At 62.5% G+C, this 23,902-nt stretch carries 23 protein-coding genes and 1 pseudogene; 12 read left to right on the top strand and 12 right to left on the bottom strand.

Features of this window, described 5'->3' with window-relative positions; all coding sequences use genetic code 11:
• Positions 1–240: 240 nt before the first annotated feature.
• The 7 genes and pseudogenes from AC0L3I_RS30955 (at position 241) to AC0L3I_RS30925 (ending at position 7,697) form a co-directional block, all read left to right on the top strand.
• The gene (locus AC0L3I_RS30955) at positions 241–531 is read left to right on the top strand and encodes a hypothetical protein (RefSeq protein ID WP_473485400.1); all 291 of its coding nucleotides are present in this window, start codon (positions 241–243) and stop codon (positions 529–531) included.
• Positions 521–1,087, top strand: coding sequence for a type II toxin-antitoxin system VapC family toxin (locus tag AC0L3I_RS30950; protein WP_473485401.1), 567 nt, complete (start codon positions 521–523; stop codon positions 1,085–1,087). Before AC0L3I_RS30955 ends, AC0L3I_RS30950 begins: the two co-directional genes overlap by 11 nt.
• 487 nt (positions 1,088–1,574) lie before the next feature.
• On the top strand, positions 1,575–2,234 hold the full coding sequence (locus AC0L3I_RS30945; protein WP_473529440.1) for a 2Fe-2S iron-sulfur cluster-binding protein: 660 nt from the start codon (positions 1,575–1,577) through the stop codon (positions 2,232–2,234).
• Positions 2,234–3,503, top strand: a pseudogene (locus tag AC0L3I_RS30940) (xanthine dehydrogenase family protein molybdopterin-binding subunit); the annotation flags it as partial. The gene AC0L3I_RS30945 and the pseudogene AC0L3I_RS30940, both read left to right, overlap by 1 nt.
• A 6-nt stretch (positions 3,504–3,509) precedes the next feature.
• The gene (locus tag AC0L3I_RS30935; protein WP_473529449.1) at positions 3,510–4,637 is read left to right on the top strand and encodes a xanthine dehydrogenase family protein molybdopterin-binding subunit; all 1,128 of its coding nucleotides are present in this window, start codon (positions 3,510–3,512) and stop codon (positions 4,635–4,637) included.
• Between the two features lie 22 nt (positions 4,638–4,659).
• Positions 4,660–5,652: an FAD binding domain-containing protein gene (locus AC0L3I_RS30930; RefSeq protein ID WP_473529439.1), complete on the top strand. Its 993-nt coding sequence runs from the start codon at positions 4,660–4,662 to the stop codon at positions 5,650–5,652.
• A 779-nt stretch (positions 5,653–6,431) separates the two neighbouring features.
• Complete coding sequence (locus AC0L3I_RS30925) at positions 6,432–7,697, top strand: Ig-like domain-containing protein (protein ID WP_473529438.1); 1,266 nt, start codon at positions 6,432–6,434, stop codon at positions 7,695–7,697.
• A 248-nt stretch (positions 7,698–7,945) separates the two neighbouring features.
• Here AC0L3I_RS30925 and AC0L3I_RS30920 read toward each other — a convergent pair whose 3' ends face one another.
• Positions 7,946–8,197 carry a DUF6074 family protein gene (locus AC0L3I_RS30920; RefSeq protein WP_023797634.1) on the bottom strand — a complete coding sequence of 84 codons (252 nt, stop codon included), beginning with the start codon at positions 8,195–8,197 and terminating at the stop codon, positions 7,946–7,948.
• Positions 8,198–8,268: 71 nt separating this feature from the next.
• Here AC0L3I_RS30920 and AC0L3I_RS30915 point away from each other — a divergent pair, with 71 nt between their 5' ends.
• Positions 8,269–8,454: a hypothetical protein gene (locus AC0L3I_RS30915; protein ID WP_473529437.1), complete on the top strand. Its 186-nt coding sequence runs from the start codon at positions 8,269–8,271 to the stop codon at positions 8,452–8,454.
• Positions 8,455–8,457: 3 nt separating this feature from the next.
• Here AC0L3I_RS30915 and AC0L3I_RS30910 read toward each other — a convergent pair whose 3' ends face one another.
• Entirely contained in the window at positions 8,458–9,327 is an 870-nt protein-coding gene (locus tag AC0L3I_RS30910) for a LysR family transcriptional regulator (RefSeq protein WP_473529436.1), read from the bottom strand.
• A gap of 64 nt (positions 9,328–9,391) precedes the next feature.
• Between AC0L3I_RS30910 and AC0L3I_RS30905 the strand changes: the two genes are divergently transcribed.
• Both AC0L3I_RS30905 and AC0L3I_RS30900 read left to right on the top strand, forming a co-directional pair.
• Positions 9,392–9,718, top strand: a complete 327-nt coding sequence (locus AC0L3I_RS30905; protein ID WP_473529435.1) for a DUF1127 domain-containing protein — start codon at positions 9,392–9,394, stop codon at positions 9,716–9,718.
• Positions 9,719–9,729: 11 nt separating this feature from the next.
• Entirely contained in the window at positions 9,730–9,873 is a 144-nt protein-coding gene (locus tag AC0L3I_RS30900; protein WP_473529434.1) for a hypothetical protein, read from the top strand.
• Positions 9,874–9,878: 5 nt separating this feature from the next.
• On the opposite strand, the gene AC0L3I_RS30895 is transcribed toward AC0L3I_RS30900, so the two are convergent.
• Positions 9,879–10,799, bottom strand: coding sequence for a LysR substrate-binding domain-containing protein (locus AC0L3I_RS30895; RefSeq protein WP_473529433.1), 921 nt, complete (start codon positions 10,797–10,799; stop codon positions 9,879–9,881).
• Between the two features lie 140 nt (positions 10,800–10,939).
• On the opposite strand from AC0L3I_RS30895, the gene AC0L3I_RS30890 reads away from it, so the two are divergent.
• On the top strand, positions 10,940–11,818 hold the full coding sequence (locus AC0L3I_RS30890) for an NAD(P)-dependent oxidoreductase (protein WP_473529432.1): 879 nt from the start codon (positions 10,940–10,942) through the stop codon (positions 11,816–11,818).
• 59 nt (positions 11,819–11,877) lie between these two features.
• Here AC0L3I_RS30890 and AC0L3I_RS30885 read toward each other — a convergent pair whose 3' ends face one another.
• The 7 genes from AC0L3I_RS30885 to bglB all read right to left on the bottom strand — a co-directional run bounded on the left by AC0L3I_RS30885 (position 11,878) and on the right by bglB (position 20,838).
• A complete protein-coding gene (locus AC0L3I_RS30885) occupies positions 11,878–12,960 on the bottom strand; it encodes an ABC transporter ATP-binding protein (protein ID WP_473529431.1) in 1,083 nt (360 codons plus the stop codon).
• A gap of 8 nt (positions 12,961–12,968) precedes the next feature.
• Positions 12,969–14,021 carry a carbohydrate ABC transporter permease gene (locus AC0L3I_RS30880; protein WP_473529430.1) on the bottom strand — a complete coding sequence of 351 codons (1,053 nt, stop codon included), beginning with the start codon at positions 14,019–14,021 and terminating at the stop codon, positions 12,969–12,971.
• Positions 14,018–15,043 carry a carbohydrate ABC transporter permease gene (locus AC0L3I_RS30875; protein ID WP_473485430.1) on the bottom strand — a complete coding sequence of 342 codons (1,026 nt, stop codon included), beginning with the start codon at positions 15,041–15,043 and terminating at the stop codon, positions 14,018–14,020. The genes AC0L3I_RS30880 and AC0L3I_RS30875 overlap by 4 nt, the downstream gene beginning before the upstream one ends.
• 15 nt (positions 15,044–15,058) lie before the next feature.
• Positions 15,059–16,321, bottom strand: a complete 1,263-nt coding sequence (locus tag AC0L3I_RS30870; protein ID WP_473485431.1) for an ABC transporter substrate-binding protein — start codon at positions 16,319–16,321, stop codon at positions 15,059–15,061.
• A gap of 82 nt (positions 16,322–16,403) precedes the next feature.
• Complete coding sequence (locus AC0L3I_RS30865) at positions 16,404–18,929, bottom strand: hypothetical protein (RefSeq protein ID WP_473529429.1); 2,526 nt, start codon at positions 18,927–18,929, stop codon at positions 16,404–16,406.
• On the bottom strand, positions 18,926–19,762 hold the full coding sequence (gene kduI / locus AC0L3I_RS30860) for a 5-dehydro-4-deoxy-D-glucuronate isomerase (protein ID WP_473529428.1): 837 nt from the start codon (positions 19,760–19,762) through the stop codon (positions 18,926–18,928). Before kduI ends, AC0L3I_RS30865 begins: the two co-directional genes overlap by 4 nt.
• Positions 19,759–20,838, bottom strand: coding sequence for a beta-galactosidase BglB (gene bglB, locus AC0L3I_RS30855; RefSeq protein WP_473529427.1), 1,080 nt, complete (start codon positions 20,836–20,838; stop codon positions 19,759–19,761). The genes kduI and bglB overlap by 4 nt, the downstream gene beginning before the upstream one ends.
• A gap of 129 nt (positions 20,839–20,967) precedes the next feature.
• On the opposite strand from bglB, the gene AC0L3I_RS30850 reads away from it, so the two are divergent.
• Entirely contained in the window at positions 20,968–22,011 is a 1,044-nt protein-coding gene (locus AC0L3I_RS30850) for a LacI family DNA-binding transcriptional regulator (protein WP_473529426.1), read from the top strand.
• A gap of 38 nt (positions 22,012–22,049) precedes the next feature.
• On the opposite strand, the gene AC0L3I_RS30845 is transcribed toward AC0L3I_RS30850, so the two are convergent.
• A complete protein-coding gene (locus AC0L3I_RS30845; RefSeq protein ID WP_473485436.1) occupies positions 22,050–22,595 on the bottom strand; it encodes a flavin reductase family protein in 546 nt (181 codons plus the stop codon).
• Positions 22,596–22,662: 67 nt separating this feature from the next.
• Positions 22,663–23,820 (bottom strand): LLM class flavin-dependent oxidoreductase, encoded by a 1,158-nt coding sequence (locus tag AC0L3I_RS30840; protein WP_473529425.1) that lies wholly within the window; start codon positions 23,818–23,820, stop codon positions 22,663–22,665.
• Positions 23,821–23,902: the final 82 nt, after the last annotated feature.

Raw genomic sequence — 23,902 nt, 5'->3', positions numbered from 1 at the left:
TACCTGCGTTTGCGGGAACAGCAAACCTGGCCACAGGGCGATGAGTCGGAAGAAACGGACTCCACTTGCAAGTCGAATCATCGAGGCTGCGGAGGCGGCGCTTGCCGCTCCGGATCAGTCTTCAGGGGAGGTTTCAAACCAGTCCGAACTGCTGCAGGCGCGGCGGTGAGCGCGGATCAACAGTCCGCATCTTGAATCTGTTGGCCAGAATCGCTATTTTGTTTGACAAGGAGATTTTTGATGCTGAAGTCGTCCCATGAAACTCAGCCGCCACCGGTTCAGGCAAATCTGCGGCGGCGAACGGTCATTGATACGGCGCGGCAGCTCGGGCTGCTTGAAGGCGAGAATGGCCGGATCGGCGGTCGGATTCGACGCGACCTCATAGCGGCTGCCAAGGAAAAGTCCGGCATTACCACCGATACAGAGCTACTGGAATACGCCTTGGCGAAGGTCGCGCTTGAGGACGACTTTGGGGTGAAGTTCGTCCGCCGGAAGGGCCGGGTCGCGAAAGAAATCGACCTTGAGTTTTGATCTGTCCCGTGCGCTGCGGCGGATCAAGCCGCAACGCACCACAGACACTATCCAACGCCGCTCGGCCGCCGATCTGCCTATTCTTCGGAAGCCGATTTCAGCTGGCCTTGAGCTGTTGCTCGATACCTGCGTCTATATCGACGTACTCCAAGGGCGCTCTCCCGTAAGCGTGGACGAACTGCTTGAGTCCCGGATTGTCAATCACTCCACCGTTTGCCTGGCTGAGCTGACGCACCTGTTCGGCCGCCTCGATCCGTTGCACCCGGCCACGAAGACCGTGTTACGCGAAATCCGGCGCACCCTAGAAGACATACCCGGCCACCGGCTCTTTTCCCCATCGGAGACCGCCATAGGCGAGGCCGGAATGCTAGCCGGCTTGGTGACGCGTCTGTCAGGCGCTGCCCGCGGCGAGAGCCCAGCCCTGCTGAACGATGCGAGCTTGTATCTCCAGGCGCTGGAACGCGGCTGCATCGTTCTCACACGCAATGTGCGCGACTTCGACTATTTCGATCAGCTTCTGCCAGTGGGTCGTGTTCTTTTCTACGAGCAGGGGTAGCCAATTTGACCCTATCGGTTGTCGATATGTGTTGCCAGCTGAGAAGTAGCTGAGAGTTTCGGTCTCGTGGCAAGCCGCGGAACTGTACGGCACAATACGGGAAGATTTCCAATTCTGGCCCACGAAAGTCAATGGAATCAATATTACGAGCACGTCCTCCGGGATCACCAAAATCTTTCAATATCAATGCCTTATGGACAACTTCGCAACTTCGCCCTGAAGTGCGCCATTCGAAATTTAACTATGGCGTGAGCGGCTCGTGTTGCCTTGGCGGTGCAGCGAAACCGATCGACGCGACGCGCCCTTGCGGAACCGGAAGTCATGACCCGACGGCATGGCGAGCCTCTCGATCTTCGTGATGTCACTTCGTTGTGATGGCGTCTGGCGGGAACCGAGCGGTCCCCTAGCTTGGTTGTGATCCAAACAGAGCTTGATGGGACGATCACCATAGTTTGGTGACCACCATAGTAAAATCCGGAGGCACAGCATGGCGGAATCGAGCCGCAGTCACGGTACGGACGGATTCGCGAGATCGGGCATATCTCGTCGGACTTTCCTGAAGCACGGCGGCACGTCGGCCGTGGGGGCAGCGTTGATGGAAGCAGGGGCGGCGCAGGCAGCCGTTGATAGTTCCATGCAGGACGATGCCAACGAAGTGCTTGGCCCTGGTCCGATCCCAATCGATCTCACGATAAACGGACGACGAGTCCCGGTGCAGGCGGAACCGGCCACCACGCTGGTTGATATCCTGCGCAATCACCTCGGCCTCACCGGCACCAAAATCGGCTGCGATCGTGGAGCCTGTTCTGCCTGCACGGTCTGGCTCGACGGTCAGCCCGCCAGCAGTTGCATGACGCTGGCGCTCGACGCCCGGGGCAGGAGCATCACCACGATCGAGGGACTGGCCGAGGGCGACAAGCTTCATCCGCTGCAGCAGGCGTTCGTTGAGCACGACGCCCTTCAATGCGGGTTCTGCACGCCCGGAATGGTTATGAGTTGCGCAGCGCTCATAAATCGCAAACCCGACGCCGGCATCGAAGACGTGAAGGCCGCGATAAGCGGCCACCTTTGCCGCTGCGGCACCTATCCGAACATCTTTGCGGCGGTGCTCGCGGTCGCAAACGAGAATCGAAGGAGGGGTACCTGATGGCTACCGACAACCAGGCACCGATCGATCAGCCTTCGTTGCGCCCCCAGTCCTTGCTCTACGGCATCGTCGGGCAGGAGACGAGGCAAGTCACCCGGCAGGTGCCTGCCGACGAACCGCCGCAGCTGCCGGTGAACGCTGAACTGCGCTCCATCGGCAAGCCGATCCGGCGGCTCGACGCGGTGCAGAAGGTGACAGGAACCGCGAAATATACATTCGATCTTCAGTTGCCGGGAATGCTGTATGCACGGCAGGTCGTCTGCCCTTGGCCGCATGCCAAGGTGATTTCGATCGATACCTCCGCCGCGGAGAGTTACCCCGGCGTCCGCGCGGTGCATGTGCTTGAGACTCTGTTGCAATCTGCCAGACTTCGCGATTCGGAAGCCGAGGCCAGCAACAAATATCCGATCGTCCGCTTCGCGGGCCAGACCGTTGCCGCCGTCGCGGCCGAGACGCAGCGGATCGCCGAGCAAGCCGCGAAGCTCGTCAAGGTCGAATACGAGCGGTTGCCGCACGTAAGCGATCTCGTGGCTGCAATGGACGATGAGGCTCCGATTGTCTTTCCCGGACCGGTGGAGCAGCCGTCGACGGCCGGCGGCGGCGGTGCGCCGGAAGGCTTGCCGCAGAAGGGCAATGTGCGCGGCCCCAACTTCGGTATGCCTGGCATGACTCCCACGGGCGATATCGACCAGGGCCTGGCGGAGGCCGACGTCGTCATCGAGGCCGAATATCGCACTCAGGTTCAGACGCATGTGCCGATGGAAACACATGGCATCGTCGCGGATTGGCGGGAAACTGACTATCTATGCCTCCACCCAGCACACGCACAGCGTGCGCGACGAGGCTGCGGAATATTTCGATCTGCCCAAGAGCAAGATCCGGGTGATCAGCGACTTCACCGGCGGCGGGTTCGGCGCCAAATATGGGATCAATAATTTCGGCCTCCTTGCCATTCATTTGTCGCAAAAGGCCGGCGCGCCCGTGCGCATGATGCTGGACCGCCGTGAAGAGCATGTTTCGGCGGGCAATCGCCCGAACAGCCTGCAGAGGGTGCGGATCGGCGCCAAACAAGATGGCACGCTCACGGCAATTGACGTCATAAGCTGGGGTACTGGTGGCATCGCGGGGGGTGCCGGCATTGGCTTCTGCTACAACGCGCTCTATCCGTGCCCGAACATGCGTACCGAGCAGTATGACGTATTCACGAACGCCGGTCCGTGCGCGGCTTTCCGGGCTCCTGGCCAGGTACAGGGAATCTTCTCGCTCGAGCAGGCGATGGACGAACTTGCGGATCGGCTGCAACTCGACCCGCTGATGCTGCGCGATCGCATCGACACAAAGCCCACCGACGACATGCTTGCCCGCGCACATGAACGCAAGATCGCGGCCGAGCGGTTCGGCTGGGACCGACGACGTCCGCCAAACTCCGACGCGGGCCCTGTCAAGCGCGGCATGGGAATGGCGCAGGCGCAGTGGGTGTATGTCGTCAGCCCTCCGACAACCGTCGAGGTAAGGATCGCCGATGACGGATCGGTTTCCGTCTACAACAGCGCACAGGATATCGGCACCGGGACCCGGACGGTGCTTGCCCAGGTCGTCGCCGAAGAGTTCGGCCTCGATGCCGAGAACATCGGTGTTTATATCGGCGACACGCGCTTTCCGTGGGGGCCGCCGTCCGGCGGCAGCCGGGTAACGGCGTCCGTGACTGCGCCGGCCCGCAATGCCGCATATGAGGCGGCACGCGATCTGGCGGCTCGCCTCGCGCCGCTTTTCGACGATGCCGATCCCGATGACATTTTTTTCGCTGACGGTAAAGTGGGCGTCCGCGGCAACGAGGGAGCCGCAAGGCCGCTCAAGGAAGCAGCCAAGGAAGCCAAGTTCGGCGAAATCTCAAAACTCGCCAAGCGCCACGACGATTATGAGGGTTTTGCGCTATCCGGCGAGACCTCCATCAGCCGCCACGGGCTGGGCGGCGTCCAGTTCGCCGAGGTGGCGGTCGACGTCGAGACCGGCGTCGTCAAGGTCGAGCGCGTCGTAGCTGCCAGCGATTGCGGCAGACCGATCAACCCGAAGCTGGTGGAGAGCCAGGTGATCGGCGGCATCATCCAGGGTGTCAGCTACGCGATTTACGAGGACCGCATTATGGACGCGGCGAGCGGCCATCAGCTCAACGCCAACGTTGATCAATACAAGATGGTCGGATCACGCGAGACTCCGGAGATCGAGGTGTTGCTCATCGAGCAGATCGGGGCGCAGTCGTCGACCGACGCGCGAGGCATCGCGGAGGCAAGCAATGTGGCGACCAGCGCCGCGATCGCCAATGCATTCTACAACGCCACCGGAAAGCGGATCCGCACTTTGCCGATGAATCCGGCAAATGTGCTGGCGGCGCTCAGCGCCTGAGATCGGCAAGAAGGAGTCCAGCATGGCCATGAACAGCTTCGAATGGGCCGATGCCACGACGGTCGAGCAGGCAGCCGATCTGCTTGCCGAAAGCACTGAGCAAAAACCCGTTATCGCCAAGGCAGGCGGGATTGACCTTCTCGACTTGATGAAGGAAGGGATTTTGGCGCCGGCGCGGCTTGTCAATCTGAAGACCACCCGCGGCCTCGACGAGATCTACACGGAAAACGGGCTGACGCTCGGTGCGCTGGTGACGCTCGATCGCATCGACAAGGATCCGCGGATCCACTCGCGCTACGTGGCGCTGTCGGACGCCGCCGCCCATGCGGCGACGCCGCAGGTCCGCAACGCCGCCACCATCGGCGGCAATCTGCTGCAGCGGCCGCGCTGCTGGTATTTTCGGCATGATCATTTCCATGGCGAAGGTGCCGATGAGATGGAGAGCAGCGGCGCTGACGAGAACCAGCATCATGCGATTTTCGACAATGACAAAAATGCGATGGTCCACGCCTCCACGCCGGCGACGGCGCTGGTCGCCTATAACGCGAGCGTCGAACTTGCCGGCGGCTCCAACGGCTCACGCGTCGTGAAGCTCTCGGATTTCTTGTTGCCACCCGAAATGCAACGCGCCAACGACACCAGGATCGAGTCTGGCGAAGTCATGACGCGCGTGACCATTCCGCCGTTGAGCGCCGGCGCGAAAGCCGCTTACCACAAGCAAACCGAGCGCGAGAGCTATGACTGGCCGATCTGCGATGTGGCAGTGGTTTTGACGACGGAGGGCCAGACCGTGCAAAATGCCTCGATCGTCATGGGATGGGTCGCGCCAACACCTCGTCGCGCGAGCGAAAGCGAACGTCTCCTCATTGGTAACAGGCTTACTGACGACTTGGCGCGACAGGCAGCCCATGCTGCCGTGGCGGATGCTACTCCGCTGCCTAAGAACGGCTACAAGGTGCCTGTCCTGGAGACCGTCGTTCGCCGCACGATCTTGGCTGCCGCCGCGGCGGGCTAGCTGTCTTGGGGTCGTCCAAAATGGGCTTGGAAACTTCGCAGTTGCAGCACCCGGTGCCCATGGTCTGCCGACGGCTGCGCTCCAAGGGTGCGCCGGGAACGGGTTATGGGAGCGGCGTCAGCTTCGACGCAGGCTACAGTTCGACCGCGACGTTCTGGTGTACCGCCACCGCAGGCGTCGTCGGGCCCGATGATTCCTACGTCCATCCGCACGTATGCATAAGCGCCCGGATCTGCTTCCTGAGTCCATCGGAGCAGGATCAAGTTTCATGACATCAGCGGAGAAGAAAAGGCGACAACCAGCTGTCGTAGGCATACGCCGACGACAAGCATTCCCAATATGCGGCGGCAGCCGCTAGATCTATTGGGTCACTCCCATCGACCATTCAGCGTGCATGGCGCCGCCAGAAAGTGAATTAACCACATTCGAAGAAGGCGAAGGGCGGTTGGGTTTGTCACCGATCCGTCTCGCGTAACATGTTACTGTTGGAATTGGGGGCATCCGCAGCACGTCCAGGCGCAAGGCAAGGAAGAGACAGGATGCCGACCTTAAGCAATGGCAGTGAACTCATCGTATGGAACGAACCCGAGAATCCCAATCCGACCCCTGACTCGGTCCTTTTCAGCATTACGGAAACAGACGGCGACGTAATCGGACCGATAGGCGCAAAGCGGGATTTCCCTTTCGGTGGGATCGAACTAGCTTCGGTCGATGTCTTCGACGGCTTCTTCACCATCACCAGCTTCACCCACGAGGGCAGGACCGAAACCTGGACGACAGTGGAAACGCAGGTCTTCGACAACGAAGGCAATTTTCTCCGCACCGTGTCCGACCAGGCGGCCTTCCAGTCGGTCCAGATCGTCTCGATCAGCGCCGACAGCCCCGACGACCTCACGGTGACATGGATCGGGGCGAACGAATATTTCGGCAGCGAAAACACCCAATACGGTCAGCACCAGATCATCTTGAAAGGGGGCGTGCTTCAGTCCGACACCTTCGTTAATCACGCGCCCACCGTTGCCGACCTGGACTTGTCGATTTCGCAGGCGCAATCTCTCGACGACGTCAAGTTCGGCGCGACAGATGCCGACTACGATCTCTTGAACTTTATCGTCTTGGACGGGCCGGACAGCGGCACCCTGGAGCAGGAGACGAGTTTCGACGGTAACCACTACCCGTTTCACCAGGGTCATTATGGCACTACCCTGCACTATCATACGGATTTTCTGAGCGGAAACCTGTTCGACTACACACCGGAGGCCGGCTTCATCGGCACCGACAGCTTTACGGTTTACGCTACGGACGGCCAGGGCAACAGCAATGTGGCGACGATTACGATCACCGTCACTCCGCCGGCCGAATCCATTACCCTGACCGACGCCAAAAACATCGCGAGCTACGCAAGCCATGGTCATGCCGTGCTCGTCGCCGCGCTGGGCGGGGGCGACCGCATCAGCGGCACCCCGTTCAACGATACGCTCGACGGCGGTGCCGGCCACGACCAGCTGTTCGGCGGCGCGGGCGCCGACGACATCATTGGAGGCGCGGGCACCGATTGGCTGAAGGGCGGCGCTGGCGATGACGAGATCAGCGGTGGTGAGGGCGCAGACGGCGTCCGCGGTGACACTGGCGACGACGTCCTCGACGGCGGCGCCGGCTCCGACGACATGCGAGGTGGTGCTGGCGACGACATCCTCAATGGCGGCGCCGGCCGCGACCGGCTGGCCGGCGAGGGGGGCAGGGATGTCTTCGTGTTCGACGCACTTGGGCCGGCGAACTACGACAGGATAGAAGACTTCAATGCGCTCGACGATGTGTTCTGGCTGGACAGTTCCGCATTCGTCGGGCTGTCGGCCGGCTCGCTTTCCGCTGCGGTTTTCGTCGTCGGCAAGCACGCCATGGATAACAGCGACCACATCATATACGACAAGGAGACCGGCGATCTGCTGTTCGATGCGGACGGGGCAGGAGGAGCGGCGACTGTCAAGTTTGCCGCCGTGGACCCGAGCACATTCCTCACAGTGGATGACTTCTTCGTGTTATAGGCGCGCATGGTGGGGCGCAGCCACATAGACCGGGCGTGATCACGCCCATGCGCAGGATTTCCTCCCCGATTGCGCAGTAAGGGGCGTCAGGGCTCATCCGAGCCCTTCATGACCCGACTGGCTGGTGTCTGCAACGGTGAGGCATGATTTCGACGAACGCGGCTATCTTTTCATCCGCATTGAAAAACCTTGCATTTGACGGATGCAGTGGTGCCACGCGGCAATCCATCGTCGTGAGCCAGCCGATGCTATTGTGCTAGTTTCGCCGCACTGCGGGTGGCTATATCATCCAAGACAGCATGAAGAAGGGTTCCGACTTCCTGTTCGGCCAGCCCGGGTGCAATTCCTGATTCGGATAATTGAACGAGAATTGCCTTGGCGGTGTTGCGCCAGAAGGCGTTCGCGTCCTCCCCGTTCTTGGACTCCAGGACCAGGGCGATCCCTTCGACCAATTTCCGCCGCCGATGCAGCGGAAATGCGCTTATGTTTGAATCGCACATCGATCACCTCACCCCTTCAGTCGAGCGAATAAGCATTGGCGGGTTAGAAAATTTGGTTAACCGCGCTCTTTTTGACGGTGGTCAGCCATGGAACAAAGCGTCCGCTGGGCCCGATGGTCGGTGCCGCGAATAGCGGCTGGACGCAGCGGCATGGCGAGTTCGAGTCCCTGTTGAAGTATTACGGCCTGGGCCTGACGGCGCAGGAGTCCGGCACGAGTGCCAGCATGCCGTTCAGCTGGCGGCCGATCGACGCCTGAGGCTTACCGGATCGGCGTCTCGCCGCGAAACAGCGGCTGGTGCGCCCGCATCAAGGCGGCAATCCGGTCGGCGACCTTTCGTACCGGCGGCGAGTGACGTTCCTCGTGATGGGTGACGATCCATTGGTCGGTTTCGAGTTCGGGGATAGGCTGAGCGACGCGGACCAGCCGCGGATCGCTGTCACCGACGAAGCACGGAAAGATCGAAAGGCCGGCGCCGGCGGCCACCAGTTCGCGCACCGAATGGGTGTTGTTGCCGCGCACGGCGATGCGGTCGCCGTGATGGGCTTGCAGCCAGCGCGCCGAGGCAAGGTTTGCCGCTTCGCCGGTAACGCCGACGAACAAGCCGGCAGCGATGCCGTTGATCAGGCGGCGTCCGGAATAAATGGCGTAGGCGACCTTGCCGCTCTGACGGCCGGCCAGCCACTGCTCGGTCGGGCGCTCGCTGCGGATGCCGATGTCGGCGGCACGGCGGCCGATGTCGACGCGGTCGGTGGTGGTGACGAGTTCCACCCTGATGCCGTCATCGACCGTCCAGATCTCGCCGATATGGGCGGAAACGAAGGCTGAGGTCCATGGCCCGGCCGAGACGCGGACAATGCGGTCGGGCAGGTTTCCCTCACGCCAGCGGGTCAGCGACTGCATTGCTGCCTCGACGTCTTCGGCGCGCCGCAGCAGTTCTTCACCGACCGGGGTCAGCCGGTAGCCTGTCTGCTGACGCACGAACAGCGGCTCGCCGATCTGCTTTTCGAGCGCGGTGACGCGTCGTCCAAGGGTGGCTGCGCTGAGGCGCGTGGTTCCCGTCGCTGCGCTCAAGCCACCCAGCCGCGCAACGTCGAGAAACAACCTCAGATCGTCCCAGTCGATATCCATTTTGCAGAAATGAAAAGCTCCTTGCGACCGTGGCTGTAGCGCGAAGCGGGCATCACGCGCAAGTATGCAGGCATTGGAGGCGTTGGACAATCCTGCCTGGAGCGACAGTGACAAGCGCCTCGGCTGGCCAAGAAGCCAGCGCAATCCTTGCGATAGCACAGCGCTTCGTGCAGATGCTTTGCGCTTTCGGACCAACCCAAGCGCGCCCGGAATCTGCGCGCCAAAGGAGACGATCATGTTGTATAGACTTCGACACCGTTTCGCCCGCTGGCTTGCCTATCGCCAGACGCTTGCGAGCTTGAGGCAGGCCCCAGACCGCACACTGGCGGATGCTGGCATTTCTCGCCAAGAGATCCGCGAGCATGCCCGCCACGCCAGCCTGCGTCGTTGAGAGAGGCGGGTATGCAGATGATGGAGGCCTGGGATGGCCGCTCGGTACCGCGCATCGGGATCGGGGCGGGTGGCGCCGCGCGCTGGCGTGACACCGCGACCATCTATGGCGAGGCCCAATCGACCGATATTGGCCCAGGATTCCACCATGCCTGAGTAGATCAACGTGCATTGATCAGGTCAGTACCGGGTGGCCATTGCGAGAGCTCAGCGATCAGATGGTCGGCAACGACCCGAACGGAGGGAAGCTGCCCGCGACGATGCGGCATCAGCAGAGTGGTCGCCACGCCACGCGCTGTCCAGTCCGGCAAGATGCGGACAAGCGCGCCGGATTCAATCAGCGGCGCACAGAAGCTACTCGCCAGGCAAGCCACCCCGAGCCCCGCCCTGGCGGCTTCCCGCAGGGAGACGGTTTCGTTGGCGAAATACCGCGGCGATGGCTCGATCTCGGCAACGGCGCCTTCCCCATCGTTAAGCATCCAGACCCTGTCCGACAACGATGCCATGAGCCCATCGAGCCCATTCGCTTCCTCGGGTCGAGAAGGCATGCCCTTCTCCCTGATGTAATCGGCCGAGGCGACGAGCCAGGCGGGGTCGTAATAGATGCGACGTTGCACGAGATCGGTATCCGGCAACGGGGCGAAGTGGTTGCGGATGGCGATGTCGAAGCCCTCCTGCACGATATCCACGAACCTGTCGGAGACGTCGAGCATGATGCGGATCTTCGGATGCCTGGCAGCGAGGCGCGGAAGGAGCGGCGCCAAGCGGAATTGAGTGATCGGCAGCGATGCCGTGATCCGCACGGTTCCGCTTGGTTCTGCAAGACGACCCTTGATGACATGCTCCGCCGCCTCCGCTTCGATCAGCATGGCCGCGGCATGGCGATGAAAATCGCGGCCGACTTCGGTCACGGCGAAGCTGCGCGAGGTGCGCTGGACCAGACGCACGCCAATTGCCTTTTCCAGCTCGGAGAGCCGCTTGCTCAGCGTGGACTTGGGGATGCCCAGGGCGCGCCCGGCCGCAGTGAAACCGCCGTGATCCACCACCTGAACGAAAACGAGGAGGTCGTTGAGATTCAGCATCTGGAGCTCTTATCGTTCCTAGATGTGGACGATAGGTCTACAGATAGCCCACTACTGCTTCTGCGTCCAATATCGCATCTCTTTGTAGCCGCCGCCGTAGGGGCGGGGCCGCAACTCGGAATCTAGAAGGACGCACGTGCATGGCCAATATCTCGATCATCGGCCTCGGGGCCATGGGGCAGGCGCTGACCGCCCGCTTTCTTCAACAGGGCCACACGGTCACGGTCTGGAACCGCACGCCCGGCAAGGCCGCATCACTGGTCGCCAAAGGCGCCCGCGAGATGAAGTCCGCCGCCGACGCCATCGCCGCAAGCGACGTCACCGTGATGTGCGTGCTGGACTATGCCGCGTCGGATTCGGTGATCGATGATGCAGCGTCGGCGCTCTCCGGGCGTGCGCTGGTCAATCTCACCAATGGCACGCCGGCACAGGCGCGCGCCGCCGCCGAGCGAGTGGCCGGGCTGGGCGCTGCCTATCTCGACGGCGGCATCATGGCGACGCCCCCGATGATCGGTGGGAAACACGCGCTCATTCTCTACAGCGGGTCGAAGCCGACCTTCGATGCGCATGCCGGTGCGCTCGAGGGGCTTGGCGCGGCGAACTATCTGGGTGCGGATGCCGGGCTGGCGTCACTGCACGACCTCGCCCTGCTCAGCGGCATGTATGGCCTTTTCGCCGGCTTCTTCCATGCCACCGCGCTGATCGATTCCGAAGGCATCCGCGCCGGCGCGTTTCTCAAGCTTCTTAGCCCGTGGATGACCGCGATGATGGGCGAGCTGCCCGGATATTCGGAGAAGATCGACAGCGGCAGGCACGGCGTGAATGTGGTGTCGAACCTCGGCATGCAGGCCGCCTCGCTGGACAACATCCTTACCGCTAGCCGCGAGCAGGGCGTCGCCACCAATCTGCTCGACCCCATGCTGGAACTGTTCCGCGAACGGGCCGGCGCCGGTTTCGGGGACGAGGATATCTCAGGCATCTTCGAGCTGATCCGGCGAAAGAGCGGGAAAGCGGGGTGAAGCCATCGCGGATGGCCCGCTGTCCTGTCGCAGCCGACATCACGCCTCGCAGCGACAATCTAACTCACAGCGATGCGCACGCCGGTGCTATCGAAAAGATGCAGATGGCTGGTATCGAATTTCAGATCCACCGTGTCGCCTGAAGCCACCGGAGATTGTCCGGCGACGACCGCCAGCATGGCCTGGCCGCCGCTTGTCTTGGTGTGGACGATTGTCTCGGAGCCGAGGGCTTCGACCAGCGCGACGCGCGCCGCAATGTCTCCCTTGCCAGCGTCGGCGAGGCTGATGTGATGCGGCCGCAGCCCGAGCGTCACGTCGCCATTGGCCGCGCTGACGATCCCGTCTATCTCGAATCCAGCTGAACCGTCCAGCGTGAGGCTTGACCGGCCAGTGCCTCCGGGTGCCACCTTTACCGGCAGGAGGTTCATACGCGGTGCACCGATGAAACCGGCAACGAACAGATTGGCCGGATGATTGTAGAGGTCGAGCGGCGTGCCAATCTGCTCGATACGGCCGGCGCGCAGCACGACGATGCGGTCGGCAAGCGTCATCGCCTCGATCTGGTCGTGCGTGACATAGACCATCGTCGCCGACAGCCGCTCGTGCAGGGCGGCCAGTTCGGCGCGCGTCGAGATGCGCAGCTCGGCGTCGAGATTGGACAGCGGCTCGTCAAGCAGGAAGGCGGTTGGATTGCGCACGATGGCGCGGCCGATCGCGACGCGCTGACGCTGGCCGCCGGAGAGCTGGCCGGGGCGCCGGTCGAGATACGGCGCGATTTCCAGCATCCGCGCGGCTTCGGCGATGCGCGCATCGATTTCGGCGCGCGCCATACGGGCGTTCTCCAGTCCGAAGGCCAGGTTCTGGCGCACGCTCATGTGCGGGTACAGCGCGTAGGATTGGAACACCATCGCCAATCCCCTGTCGGCGGCTGGAACGGTGGTCACGTCCTTGCCATCGATCGCGATGGCGCCGCCTGTCGGCCGATCAAGCCCGGCGATGAGCCGCAGCAGCGTGGACTTGCCGCAGCCGGAGGGGCCGACGAAGACGATCAGCTCACCGTCAAGGATATCGAGATTTATGTCGTGCAGCACACCGACCTTGCCGAATGCCCTCGATACGTCGGTGAGTGTGATCTGGCTCATGTTAGCCTCTATTTCAGACCGGAGCCGGCAATGCCGGTGGTGATGAAGCGCTGAAGGAAAATGAACACCAGCACGACCGGGATCATGGTGACGACGGTCATGGCCAGGATGTAATGCCACTGCACGTTGAGTTCGCCGGCATAGGTGTTGAGACCAACCTGCAGCGTATAGACCTCCTTGCGCGACAAAACGATCAGTGGCCAGAGGAAGTCGTTCCAGCGCCAGACGACGGAAAAGATCGCGAGTACCGCCAGCGCGGGGGCGGTCAGCGGCAGGATGATGCGCCAGTAGATCTGCCATTCGGACGCTTTGTCCATGCGCGCTGCCTCGATCAGCTCGTCGGGTATAGTCAGCATGTACTGGCGTAGCATGAAGACGCCCGTGGGCGTCGCCACTGTGGGCAGGATCACGCCCCATAGCGAATTGAATAGTCCCATTGCCGAGATGACCGAATAGAGCGGCACCAGAATGACGGAGAGCGGCACCATCAGCGTCGCGACGATGAGCATCATCACAGCCGAACGTCCCCGAAAATTGTACTTCGACAGTGCGAACGCGGCCATCGAATTGGTCAGGAGTGTAATCAGGGTGGCGACCACGGTGACGAAGACCGAGTTGCGCAGATAGAGGAAGAAGTCAAAGGCGAGGAAAGGCTGGACATAATTGTCGAGCGCGAAGGCGATGCTGCGCTTGGGCGTACGGTTCTGGATGTTGACGCGTATGATCTCGCCCGGGTTGGCGGGATCGACCATCTGCGCGACGGTGCCGAGGCGGCGCACTTCGGCGAGCACGCGCACGCTGCCGTCGTCATTGCGCACTTCGAAGAGCTGCAGCGGCTCCTCGTATTCTTCCACGATAGCTTCGGCGGTGACATAGGGCAAAACAGTCGGGGGGAACTCCGCCAGCGCGGCAGGCGTCTTGAACGACGAGTTGACCAGCCAGAGCGCCGGGCCGAACATGACAATCAGCCCGCCGATCAGCCAGAACCAGGTGAAAACGTCCGTCCAGTGCCAGCCGGCGCCGCCGCGCCGGCGAAACAGAAATTCCGCAACCCTGCTCATCGCGTTTTGCCCCGCTGCTCGTTGCGCCTTGCGATGCCCAGCTGGATCAAGGTCAGCACGACCAGCACCGCTCCCATGAGAATCGAGGCCGCGGAGGCGAGCCCCGGATTGCGCAGCAGCGAGGCGAAGCCGACCTCGTAGATGTACTGCGTGAGGAACAGCGTGCTGGTCCCGGGACCGCCGCCGGTCAGCACATAGACTTCGTCGAATATCTGCACGGCGCGGATGAGCGTCAGCACCAGCACGACCAGGAGGTTGGGCGCCAGCAAGGGCAGCGTTATGCGCCAGAAGACGCGCATGGGCCGGGTGCCGTCCATCTCGGCGGCCTCATAGAGGTCTTTCGGAATGGCCTGAAGGCCGGCGAGAAGGATCAGCGCATAGAAGCCAACATGGGCCCATACCGACACCATGATCGTGGCCGCGAAGGCCCAGTTGCGCTCCACCAGCCAGTTGACCGGGGTTCCGCCCGCCTCGAACACCATCAGGTTGAGCAGCCCCTGCCGCTGCAGGATCCAGCGCCAGATGAGACCGACCACGACCGGCGACAAAAGCACAGGGAAGAAGAACACGGCGCGCCAGAAACCGCGCGCACGCAACTCACGGTTGAGCACGAGTGCGGTGACAAGCGCTACGGCGACCATCATCGCCACTTGCAGCACAACGAAGGCCAGGGTGTTCCAAACCGCGATCCAGAACAGGTCCTCGGTGCAGCTCTTCGGATCGAGATAGCTGCCGCAACTGAACAGCCGCCCATACTGATCGGCGCCGACGAAGGTGCGGTCGCCGAGGAACAGCGCCCCGCCACCGGTCATCGAATAGAGGATGTTGATGACCAGCGGAAACAGCACGAAAATGCCGAACACCAGCATGTTCGGCGCCAGGAAGAACACGGCCATGCCATTGCTGCCCGTGCGCCGTTGCAACATGCGCAGTGGCGCATCGAAAACATTCGCAAGCCAGCCGACCGGCGCCAGGATCATGGCGCCGGCGCGGGTTGCTATGCCGTTTCGGACGTCTCCCATGACACTGCCGCGACGCTACTTCGATGCCTCGGCCACCTTTGCCTTGATGTCCTCGTCGATGCGGACGAAAGCCTCGTCGAGCTTCATCTCGCCGGCCATGACCTGACTGATGCGGGTCACCAGCGCGCCATAAACCGGAGTTCCCCATTTCCATGCCGGCAGGGCGGCGGCATTCGGCGCGATCTTGCCCGACGCCTTCAGGAAGGCTTCGAGCGACGCCTTGACGTTATCGTCATCGGTCTTGTAATCGATCTTGCCGGCGAGAACGCCCTTGTGTGCGGGCAAGAACAGGGTGCGCTCGGTGAATTCGCGCATGATGTCCTCGCGTCCCAGGAAGTCCATCACCTTGCCGACTTCAGACGCGTTTTTCGTGTATTTGATGGCGACCAGCGCGGCGCCGCCCGGCATGCCGGTGCAGGCGGCGGGGCCGCACGGCGAGCCCGTCGCCACCCAGTCAAAGTTCTTGCCGATCTTGCTGGCGAGGTTGGCAACCTGCCAGCTGCCGGAATAGTAGTAGGCAATCTGCCCATTGATGAAGTCGTCGGCCCCGGCGCGATAGGTGGTGCCCGACGCCGATACCCAGATTTCCTTGTTCATGCGGCCGTCGGCAACCCAATTGACCAGCTTTTCGGCGAAAGCTTTCGTACCGGCGTCGATCGGCGCCGGCAGTCGATCACCGCCGATGTAATTGGCGCCATAAGAGATGTTCGGCGCCGAGATACGATGGCCGCTGCGGTCGATGGCAAAGGCAGCGTTGAGCTGCTGGCTCTGCTGCACCTTGCCGGCGGCATCGATCCATTCGTCCCAGGTTGCGGTGTCGGCCGGGATCGGCACGCCGGCCTGTTCGAAAAGCGTCTTGTTGACGAAGCCGCCGGTCAGCGTGATCTGGGTCATGAAGCCCGGAATGATCTTGGAACCGTCAGGGCGCATCCAGTCGAACTGGTCGCCGAAATTCGTCTGCCAGTATGCTGGATCGGCCACCACAGGCGTCAGGTCGAGCCAATGGTCGGCGAGTTCCTTGATATTGGTGACGCGGGCGATATCGGGACCACGTCCCGCCTCGAGTTCGACCGGAAGCTGCTCCTGGACAACCTTGTAGGCGACGTTGTCGAGAATGACGTTGATGTCCGGATTGTCTTTCATGAAGCGGTTGAGCAGGTCCTGTATAACCTCGCCCTCGACGCCGTCCGAGTACCACATCACGCGAACGTCGCCTGCGAACGCGGTCGACGACAGAAGGCCCGCCGAAAGGCCCAGGATTATCGAATTCATTCTCATGGTTCACTCCTCCGCTTTTGCGGTTTTCACCGCTTGATTGTCGCTGTCCGGGCTGCTTGTCCTGCTCCTTTTGATCCGATCCTCACCTGGTTGCGATGGCGTCGGCTGTGAAGAACGTGGCTTCACCCGTGACCTGCCAGTCGGCCGGATCGATGACACGGTTCTCAGCCTCCATGCGGCCATCCGGATGGAACAGCACGTCGCCGTATTCCGGGTCATTGACATGCAGAAGGTCGTTTTTTCCATGGCCGAGCGCGAGCTGAGAAAACTGCGCCTCGAATTCGTCCAGCGACCCGTATTGCCGGCGCCGGCCCAAGCGGATGATCCATGCGGCTTGATGGCCCGGCACGCGCAACTCGTTTCCAGCTGTCGGCCCGCGGCCGACCAGCTCGAAGGCGCTGTCGGCCTTCAGCATCGCGAACCCATCGCCGCCGCGCGCCGAAGCGATATTTTTCTTGACCCACGCTTCATCGAACGCGCTCTGTGGGAACCAGGCATGGGTAAAGTCGGGTTGCTCGGCAGCGCAGCTGAACAGCACAACGGCCAGGTCGCGGTATTGATGCACGCGCGGCAGAGATCCGGAGCCGCCCCAGTAGGACGGCCGGCCATAGCCCGAATGAATTGTCTCGCCCGGATGGTTGATCCATATCTGCGCGTCGGGATTGCCGCCGAGGCGCAGGTGCAGCACCGTTTCCTGATAACCCCATTCGTTCCAGCGATAGGCTGCTGCGCTTCCCATGGCGAAATCGCGGGTCTTGTAGTGGTAGAGCTTGGCGATCCGGTTCTGGCCCTGCGCGAAGCGCCATTCCTGTGCGTCGTCGCCCGCCATGCAAGCGATGCCGGTCAGCTCTTGCGGGACGTGGAGGCCATGGTCGCGCAGGCAGAGCGCAAGCTGCGGCAGGGCATGGAAGCGCATGCCGTAGAAACCTTTGCCCCACAGCATGCGTGCAATGCCGGAAAGTTCCAGCGAACGGGCGGCGCGCAGCGTGTGTTCGTAGGAGCGCCCCTGCGCGCCGGTAAGCATGCCCTGCTGAGCCGAGCGGGCGACGATCTCGAGCAGGCGGTTGATCGCAGCCCCGGCGCGCCGGCGGACGTCGGCATCTGGCCCAAGCGCGTATAGGATCGTCAACCCCTTGAGATCGATTGGGAAATAAGGGGCGGAGTTGAATTCCGCCATTTCGCATTCCTCGAAATGATCGAGCCAAGCGCGCACGCGCGCAAGGCCCACGGTCGACTGCTCCGCGCCGGTGCGCCCCGAGCGGACAAAGCGGGCATCGGGCAAGAGATGGCCGCCGAGATAAGCCGCGGTGTGAAACAGAAGCGCATGGTTTTCGGAGAAGTACCACTGCACGTCGTTGCCCGGCTCATCCATCCAATAGCGGTAATTGAGGATCGCCTCGTCAATGCGGTGACGGAGACCGGCCGCGATCGAGTCGCCATAGGCACGACGGCACCAGAGCAGTGGAGCCAGGATGAAATCGGCGCAGTCGTGGCAATCCTCGATCGCCGGCAGTGCAGCAGCAATGATGGCGTCGGTTTCGGCTCCGCCGCGGCCCGTCGCCAGCCGCGCCAGGGCCCGCACGGTATCGGCCTCCGCGAAATTGGAGACCTGTTCCAGGGCTTCGCCGATCCTGTCGGCAAGGATGGCAGGAGCGCGACCCTGACGCGCCGCATGACAGATCTCCACGCCGAAGACCCGTTGGGCAACAAAGCCTGAAGATGAGAGCGATACGGCAAAATGCCGGAAGTCGGCGGGAAGGTCTTCCGTGGCGGCAATAGTGATGCGCCTTGCCCCCGCTTCGATGCGGCGGCGGAAGATCACAGGCGCTTCGATCGACATGAAGTCGCCCTCGATCACGATCGCTACGTCCACCGCAACCGGCAGCCCGACATCCGTCACCAGCGCCACTTCGCCGCCGGAATAAAATGGACGCTCGAAATGCATCGCGTCGAGAGCGGCTTCCATGGCCGCCGCGACGTCGCCTTTGACGGTCGTGGGCAAGACCTGTTCGGCAGTTGGGCCCGACAGATAGTCGAGTTGGAAGAAGTAGCGTGCGTCACGCTCGGCGAGATCGTCGAACCAGATGCTGATCTCGTTGGCGCCGGCGACGAGATCGACCTCGAAATCCTGAGAAGCCTCGAGATTGCGCCCGTAGGGCGCCATCCAGCCGGCCTCTATTCCGTTGACGAACAAAACGGCGCCGCCGCAGGTGCGCAGCCGCAGCCGCGCCCGGCCGTCCGAGACTGCGTCGAGCACGGTACTTGCCCAGGTGGCGACCACGGTCGGGCGGAACCAGAAGCCCGACAGGTCAACGCGTGGCGAGCCGAACGGAAGCCAAACACGGTCCGGCTCAAACACGCCCTGCGGCTTGGGCCGTTTCCCGCGGCGTTCGGCGGCAAACTCGGTTCGGCAGGGATATTCGTGCGGGATGAAATTCTTGTGCTTGGTCAGGAAGAAGAAGGGATCCATCTCCCCTTGCATCGGCTGATCTGCAACATCGTAGCGCTGCTCAGACGTCGGGCCGATGAGCCAGTAAACGACGGGGCCGCCGAGCGCGAGCGGCCGGCGCAGCGTAAGATCGTGCTTGATCGGTTCCACGGTGTTCATCGCAGCGTCTCAACAGGCACGGGCGACACGTCGTTATAAGCCTGGTTCTCGCCCGTCATGCCCCAGACGAAGGCGTAGGGGCCGGTTCCGCTGCCCATATGGATCGACCAGGCCGGCGAGATGACACAGTCGCCATTGGCCACGATCAGATGGCGGGTATTGTCCGGCCGTCCCATCAGATGGATCACTCGATCTTCCGCCGCGAGGTCGAAGTAGAGATAGGCTTCCATGCGCCGCTCATGCAGGTGAGGGGGCATGGTGTTCCAGACGCTGCCCGGAGCGAGATCCGTGATGCCCATCAGCAGCAGACAGGAAGGCGCGACTTCCGGATGGATGTACATGCGCAATGTGCGCTTGTTGGCGCGTCGCTCCTCGCCGAGTTCAAGCGGCTTCGCCTCGGATTTCGCGATCAGCCGATGCTTGATGTCTGCGCCGGCCGGAACCGAGTTCATATAGAACCAGGCGGGGTGCGCGGCGCTGTCGCTTTCTAGCGTCACTTGTTTAGCGCCGCGCCCGACATAGAGCACATCGCGGTTGGCGAGCGCGAAGCGCTGCTGGTCGACACTGACCGTTCCTGCGCCGCCGAGATTGGCGATGCCCATCTCGCGCGCGGTGAACAGATGAGGCGTGCCGACGTCCGCGCCATCGCCGAAACTCAGCGGCTCTCCGGTTGGGCATGCGCCGCCGACGATCATGCGGTCGACATGGGTGTAAGCGAAGGCGATGCGGCCGGGCTCGAACAGCCGCTCCACCAGAAACTCGGCGCGTAGCCGCTCCGTCCCGTAGCCATCGATGTCGCCCGGACCGGCGCCGAAGAGAACGCGCATCGTCATGCCGCCGCCTCGGCAGCTTCGGCATGGATCATCCCCTCTGTGAGGCAGAGGATCGCCAGGGCCTGGCCGTAGCCGGTAGGCTGAATCGGGATGTCGCGGTAGAACTGGAGATCATGGCCCATGCGGGTGCCATAGGAAACGTTTCCGAGCACGCCGTTCTCGTCGATGCTGGCCAGCACCGCGTCGAGTGCGCGTCGGCCCGCCGGGCCGCACTCCTTGGGCCCGAAGCCTATGCGCGCAGCTTTCATGAGACCATAGCCGATTCCGGCGGTGGCCGACATCTCCTCATAGGAGGTCGGGTCATCGAGCAAGGTGTGCCATGCTCCCGATGGCGCCTGCAGGCGCAGCAGCGCTTCGATCTGCGCTTCCAGCACGCCGAGAAGATAGGCTTCGACCGGCTTGCCGATACCGCCATTTTCGATCAGGTCGAGGATGCCGACTGTGATCCAGGCGTTGCCGCGGGCCCAGAGAGCGCGGGCAAAATTATGTCGGCCGGCAAATGTCCAGCCATGGAACCACAAGCCCGTTTTCGTGTCGGCGAGATAGCGAGCATGGACGAGGAACTGGCGAACAGCCTCGTCGATGCAAGATTGCCGGCCGGCCGCGCGTCCGTGGAAAGCGAGGAACAGGCCAGCCATGAACAACGTGTCGTCCCACAATTCGTCGTCGTTGATCTTGTCTGAGACATTGTGCTGGAACCCGCCCTCGGGCGTGCGAGGCATGTCGCGAAGCAGCCTTTCGGCCCATTGGCCGAGAGGCGTTTCCCAGCGCGGATCGCGTGTCTCGCCCCAGAGCAATGCCAGTGCCATCATCGGAGCGGTGGTGTTGATGTTCATCGGCGGCAGGCCCGCCCTTAAATGGCGCTCGTACCAGTCTTCGATTGTCTTCAAAAGCTTCGGGTCGCGATTGTGCCGCCAGAGGCAAACGAGGCCGTAGAGCCCCACACCCTGTGGCCATTCCCAGGAATCGAAGCTGATGTAGTCGCCGGCCGTGCCGTCGAGGTTGGGCTCGTCGAAACGGCCGTCATGGCGCAGGCCTGTCATGCCGCGCACGAGAAGGTCGAGCTTTGAGCGCATATCTCTCGTTGACGACGCCACTACTCCTCCCAGGTTTTGCGCGATGCCGGCCAAATGGGTGCCACAGGCATTTTTGTTGCGCAATCTGAAATTTTTTTGCAGCATGAAGGTCTGGTGAGGAAACAGCCGATGGTCGTGAAGGTCGAAAGCGGGAAGCGCGGTACGCTCAGCCGGCGCGTGCGGCTCGAAGACATCGCGGCGCGCTGTGGCGTTTCCGTCAGCACGGCGTCGCGGGCGCTTGCCGGCGGCAAGGGCGTGCGCGGCGACCTTCGGTCAATGATTATCGAAACCGCCAAAAAGCTGAACTACACGGTCGCGACTTCGATCGCCGGCCGCAAGGTGATCCTCGCCGCAAGCAACGCTGCCAGGATCGACTATGGCCGCAACCAGTTCACCTTCTATGTGCTCGACGGACTGAACGAGCGCGCAAAAACTCTCGGTGTCGAGCTGGTGTCGCGCTCGATCGCCGACGCCGGTGAGCAGATCGCGCTGCTCAATGAGGCCAGGCAAGACAAGAGCGTCGTCGGCTGCTTGTTTCTGACGGTTGACGACGAGGCGGTGCTGACGCTGACCGGCGGTTTCGGCAAGCCGATCGTGCTCATAAACGGCGACGACCCGGCGATGCACCATTCGAGCCTGACGCCATGCAACCGCTCTGCGGCGCATCTCGCGACGCAGCACCTACTCGACCTCGGCCACCGGCGCATCCTGTTCCTGATGCGGCGCGGGCGGCGCACGATCGAGCGTCGCTTCGAGGGCTGGCAGGACGCACTGCGAGAGCGCGGCCTGGCGGCCGGCGACCTGGCTGTGGAGGTGGCGGATTGGCTGCCGGACCTTGCGGCGGAAGCGATCGCGCGGCGCATCGAGGCTCGTGGCCTCGACTTCACAGCTGTGCTTGCCGCGGGCGACAGCCTCGCTATCGGCGCGATGATGGCGATCCGGAAGTCGGGTTACGAGGTGCCTGCCGACGTGTCGGTCATGGGCATGGATGACCTTCCGCAGGCGGCTTTCCAAAACCCGCCTCTCACGACGATGCATATCCCGATGCGCGAGATCGGCGCGGCGTCGCTCGACCTCCTGCTCGCCGATCTCGGCGGGGACCTGCCGCCGCGCCGTATCGAATTCGCCTGCCATATCGTGGAACGCCAGTCGACCGGCCCGGTTCGCGCCTGAGACGTATGGTTCACACCGCTGTGCGGGCCAGGCCATCACTACATCGATGGGGTCACGCTCGAACCGTCTTCGAAGCGCCCGTAACCTCCGCCGAAGAAAAGCAGGGGTTCGCCGTCTCGCAAGGTCGCGGCGGTTACGCGGGCAACGACGATCAAATGGTCGCCGCCCTCATGCCCGGAGATCCGCACGCATTCGAACCGCGACAGGCAGCCACCCAGCAGCGGCACGCCGGCATCGTTCAGGTCGTGCGGGAGGCCGTCGAAGGCTTGACCGACGCGAGCAAAGCGCTGGCTCAGCTCCATCTGCTCCGCGCCCAAGACATGAACCGCGAAATGCTCGCAACCTGCGAAGGCGGCAAAGCGCCTCGAATGCCGGCCGATCGACCAGAGCACGATCGGCGGGTCGAGGGACACCGATGCAAAGCTGTTCGCGGTGATGCCGACGGGACCATCAGGCGTCATCGTGGTGACGACGGTGATACCAGTCGCAAACCGGCCGAGCGCGTCGCGGAACTCGCGCTTGCGGTCGGGGTCGGGCACGAAGCTTTTCATCGGTTGCTGCTCGGGGTTGAGGAAGTGGTACATCAGGCGCCCTCCTGGCCAAGGGCTGCGGTGGAAGCTTCAATCTCGTTGAGGCGCATTCGCAGCATCATCATCGCCGCTCCCCGGTTCCGAGCGGAGTCGGCGGGGTGATCTCCGGCACCCGGCCATAGGCATGCGGCAGCGAGCAGGTGTTGATGTTCGGCAGCACGCGCTTGCCGAAGGACAAGGCCTCGTCGAGATGCGGATAGCCGGAGAAGATGAAGGCGCGGATGCCCATTTTCCGGTATGCCTCGATCTCGCACATGACTTGATCGGTCGAGCCGACGATCGCGGCGCCGCAACCGGAGCGTGCGCGGCCAACGCCGGTCCACAGATGCCGCTCGGCATAGCCTTGTGCGTCGGCGCCGGCGCGGTTCTTTGCCTGGTGCGCGACGCCCAGGGATGTCGCGTCCAGTGCGCGGGCGCGGATAACTCTGCCCTGCTCGTCGTCGAGTTTCGAAACCAACTCCTCGGCATATTCGCGGGCTTCGGCTTCGGTGTCGCGCACAATCACGTGGACGCGCAGGCCATAATCCAATGTGCGGCCATGGGCGGCTGCACGCTCGTGAACGTCACGCATGCGGTGCGCCAACACGTCCTTCGCCTCCGGCCACATCAGATACACGTCACACTGTGCGCCGCACAGTTCGAGCGCGTCGGGCGAATAGCCGCCGAAATAGAGTAGCGGCCCGCCATTCTGTTGGTAGGGCTTTGCGGGGTCGGCGGTTACTTTCCCGAATTGGTAGACTTCGCCCTGATGGTTGATTTCGTCGCGCGTCCAGGCCTGACGCAGGATCTCGATGACCTCGCGCGAACGCTGATAGCGGAAGCGGCTGTCGGCGAGTTCGCCGGGAAAGTCGGAAGAGATGACGTTTATAGTCAATCTGCCCTTTAGCATGTGGTCGAGCGTTGCGATCGTGCGCGCCAGCATGATCGGTTGCATTTCGCCGCAACGCACCGCCGCGAGAAGGTTGATCGTCGAGGTTATCGGAGCGCAGCCCGCCACGAAGGACAGAGTATCCTGGCCAACCTGATAGGACGAGGGACACAGGATATTGCGAAAGCCCAGTCCTTCGGCTGTCTTGACGATATCGGAGCAGTGCTCCCAACTCGACCGCAGCGCGCCATCCGGTACGCCGAGATAGCGGAAATCATCGGAGCACAAAGCGGAAAACCACGACACTTCAGCAGCGTCGAGATCAGCGGACGTCACCGGAACGACCGTCAATGTCCGCACTCCTTTCGTAAATTGCTGCCGCGACTGTCTTTCCCTGTTGAATATCATTCGTTTTTGTGTAGATCAATAGTGT

This window comes from Mesorhizobium sp. WSM4840 (assembly GCF_055811755.1).
The sequence above is the reverse complement of the archived record's forward strand: the minus strand, read 5'-3'. Positions and strand labels throughout refer to the sequence as shown.

Excerpts from the sequence above, each read along its gene's own strand:
- AC0L3I_RS30955 (WP_473485400.1), top strand. The coding sequence starts at position 241 with ATGCTGAAGTCGTCCCATGAAACTCAGCCGCCACCGGTTCAGGCAAAT.
- AC0L3I_RS30945 (WP_473529440.1), top strand. The coding sequence starts at position 1,575 with ATGGCGGAATCGAGCCGCAGTCACGGTACGGACGGATTCGCGAGATCG.
- AC0L3I_RS30935 (WP_473529449.1), top strand. The coding sequence starts at position 3,510 with ATGGACGAACTTGCGGATCGGCTGCAACTCGACCCGCTGATGCTGCGC.
- AC0L3I_RS30930 (WP_473529439.1), top strand. The coding sequence starts at position 4,660 with ATGGCCATGAACAGCTTCGAATGGGCCGATGCCACGACGGTCGAGCAG.
- AC0L3I_RS30920 (WP_023797634.1), bottom strand. The coding sequence starts at position 8,197 with ATGTGCGATTCAAACATAAGCGCATTTCCGCTGCATCGGCGGCGGAAA.
- AC0L3I_RS30910 (WP_473529436.1), bottom strand. The coding sequence starts at position 9,327 with ATGGATATCGACTGGGACGATCTGAGGTTGTTTCTCGACGTTGCGCGG.
- AC0L3I_RS30905 (WP_473529435.1), top strand. The coding sequence starts at position 9,392 with ATGCAGGCATTGGAGGCGTTGGACAATCCTGCCTGGAGCGACAGTGAC.
- AC0L3I_RS30900 (WP_473529434.1), top strand. The coding sequence starts at position 9,730 with ATGCAGATGATGGAGGCCTGGGATGGCCGCTCGGTACCGCGCATCGGG.
- AC0L3I_RS30895 (WP_473529433.1), bottom strand. The coding sequence starts at position 10,799 with ATGCTGAATCTCAACGACCTCCTCGTTTTCGTTCAGGTGGTGGATCAC.
- AC0L3I_RS30890 (WP_473529432.1), top strand. The coding sequence starts at position 10,940 with ATGGCCAATATCTCGATCATCGGCCTCGGGGCCATGGGGCAGGCGCTG.
- AC0L3I_RS30885 (WP_473529431.1), bottom strand. The coding sequence starts at position 12,960 with ATGAGCCAGATCACACTCACCGACGTATCGAGGGCATTCGGCAAGGTC.
- AC0L3I_RS30880 (WP_473529430.1), bottom strand. The coding sequence starts at position 14,021 with ATGAGCAGGGTTGCGGAATTTCTGTTTCGCCGGCGCGGCGGCGCCGGC.
- AC0L3I_RS30875 (WP_473485430.1), bottom strand. The coding sequence starts at position 15,043 with ATGGGAGACGTCCGAAACGGCATAGCAACCCGCGCCGGCGCCATGATC.
- AC0L3I_RS30870 (WP_473485431.1), bottom strand. The coding sequence starts at position 16,321 with ATGAGAATGAATTCGATAATCCTGGGCCTTTCGGCGGGCCTTCTGTCG.
- AC0L3I_RS30865 (WP_473529429.1), bottom strand. The coding sequence starts at position 18,929 with ATGAACACCGTGGAACCGATCAAGCACGATCTTACGCTGCGCCGGCCG.
- kduI (WP_473529428.1), bottom strand. The coding sequence starts at position 19,762 with ATGACGATGCGCGTTCTCTTCGGCGCCGGTCCGGGCGACATCGATGGC.
- bglB (WP_473529427.1), bottom strand. The coding sequence starts at position 20,838 with ATGCGCTCAAAGCTCGACCTTCTCGTGCGCGGCATGACAGGCCTGCGC.
- AC0L3I_RS30850 (WP_473529426.1), top strand. The coding sequence starts at position 20,968 with ATGGTCGTGAAGGTCGAAAGCGGGAAGCGCGGTACGCTCAGCCGGCGC.
- AC0L3I_RS30845 (WP_473485436.1), bottom strand. The coding sequence starts at position 22,595 with ATGTACCACTTCCTCAACCCCGAGCAGCAACCGATGAAAAGCTTCGTG.